This is a genomic window from Eubacterium aggregans (assembly GCF_900107815.1).
Classification (GTDB): Bacteria; Bacillota; Clostridia; order Eubacteriales; family Eubacteriaceae; genus Eubacterium_O; species Eubacterium_O aggregans.
Genome location: NZ_FNRK01000056.1, coordinates 1 through 1,951, shown reverse-complemented (window position 1 = coordinate 1,951; position 1,951 = coordinate 1). Strand labels below are relative to the sequence as shown.

At 34.5% G+C, this 1,951-nt stretch carries 2 protein-coding genes; one reads left to right on the top strand and one right to left on the bottom strand.

What is annotated here, in order from left to right:
- Positions 1–318 (top strand): integrase core domain-containing protein (locus tag BLW33_RS13880; RefSeq protein ID WP_242911699.1); only part of this gene is annotated, 318 nt, incomplete at its 5' end.
- Positions 319–496: 178 nt separating this feature from the next.
- Here the strand turns inward: BLW33_RS13880 and BLW33_RS13875 are convergent.
- The gene (locus BLW33_RS13875) at positions 497–1,825 is read right to left on the bottom strand and encodes a response regulator transcription factor (RefSeq protein WP_143032666.1); all 1,329 of its coding nucleotides are present in this window, start codon (positions 1,823–1,825) and stop codon (positions 497–499) included.
- Positions 1,826–1,951 lie beyond the last annotated feature (126 nt).

Sequence of the window (1,951 nt, the reverse complement as noted above, 5' to 3'; positions counted from 1 at the left end):
CTATCTAAGGCATATCTATATTGCTTTGCTTTTTCTTTTTTTTCTGATTCTAAGCACAGGAAATTCGTATTTACAGAAAGTCTTTCACACTCCCTCTTTTGTCGTAAAGGAAATCCTTATGATAATGCGTGTATTGAATCCTTCCACTCCGTGATGAAAAAAGAAGAAATATATCTTCATACCTATCAAGACTTTGAAGAATGCCGCAAGGCACTCTTTGAGTATATAGAATCCTGGTATAATCGCCAGAGGATTCATAGTGCACTTGGATATAAAACACCTCAACAAATGGAGGATGAAGCTATTCAGGCGGCATAAAAAAGTTCAACTTTTTGTGTCCAATGTATTGACATAGGTCCATTTCATATCCTTACCCCTTCATGAAAATATAAAATCAAACAGAAAAGATTTTTTAATTCTTACTCCACGTACTTAACCTAAAGGTAGATTTGTTATCGCTATTAATTTAACTAACTACATTTTATACCAAATAACTTTAGATTTTAATCACGTTTATATTATTCTCTTTAGATGATGAATTCACACTTTCTTTTTCTGAACGCATTAATGCAATGTACTGAAGAAGTTGTTTACGCGAAGATACACCCAATTTTGAATAAATATTTCCATTGTGATATTTTAAACCATTTTTTGTAAACCCGAGTTTTTCAACAATCTGATTTGCGGTATATCCGTTGTAATATAAACCAAACACTTCTTTTTCTCGTGGTGTAAGCGTCTCAATCCCAGTAATAAAATGAATGTACACATCTGTATCCATCTTATTCTTTTGTTCTTTTGCCAACAAATCTAAATCGCCATAGACACGGACCAACTCAGCTTCCAATGCCGTCTTTTTTTTGTCTAAATTAGCTACTGTAGCTGCTATTTCCATATCTTTTTTTTCTAAAAACTTAAATAAATCCTCAATTTCCGGAATTTGTTTTTTTAAATCTTCACTAGTAGTCTCTTTCTTTAGCGTTTTTAACCCATTTAAAATAGGTACCAAATACTTATGGCTGAAAAAGATACAGCTTCCAACCATAATCAGCAATAACACTAACAACAGCGTTGTCAGTTTAGCCAAATATTGTTGTCGAATCTGGCTATATTCCGATATTGGCAAAAACGACATTACTAGGTATTCAGTTCCAGCTACATTCCGACTTTGGTGAATTCCAAAATAACCTTTATCTCCAATTGTAATGGTATCAAAGGGTGCACCTAATGTTAACACAATGGCCTCCGAATTGAGAGGAATTCCCCCCGATTGACTTCCTGCGAAAAGGCCACTGTACTTTTCGTTTTTTTTGCTCAGTATACCACAACAGATATAGTCATAGGAAACGATCGCTGTTTTATGAGACAGAGAAAAAAGCAGTGCACTGACCTCGAAGCCACATACTCCGATTACTTTTCCCTTTGTATCCATAATTGGGATACATAAAAATTGCGCATTTTCCCAGGTTCCCGGGAGATTACACACGTTCGTAAGATAATAGCTCTTCGTCAAATCATGCACATCTGTGTTTAATAAATTACATATATCTGAAAAATCATTTTCCTTGACTTCAAGCTCCCAAGAGCTATGTAGATTGATTCCATTCTTTCGAGCTACTTCTGGCAATCCTCGGTACAAACACACCCTATTATTCAAAGTATTTGCAGTACTGATATTGACGTATTTTAAATATACGCCACTATAAGCTTGTGATTCTATACTTTTATTGGCAGAGATGTCAAGAAAATAGAACGCACCACTGCAAGGAGCCAATTGCATCATAGTATAAACAGTATCGTATGCCGATTCTTGTAACTCTATCAAATCTGAAATTTCACCATTCAGTTCATTGAATTTTGGTGTTAGAATTTAAATAGTACAAAGTAAAATGAGATATCCCCTAGAAATATTGTATAATCAACATATGGAGGAACTCATTATGCCAAGAAC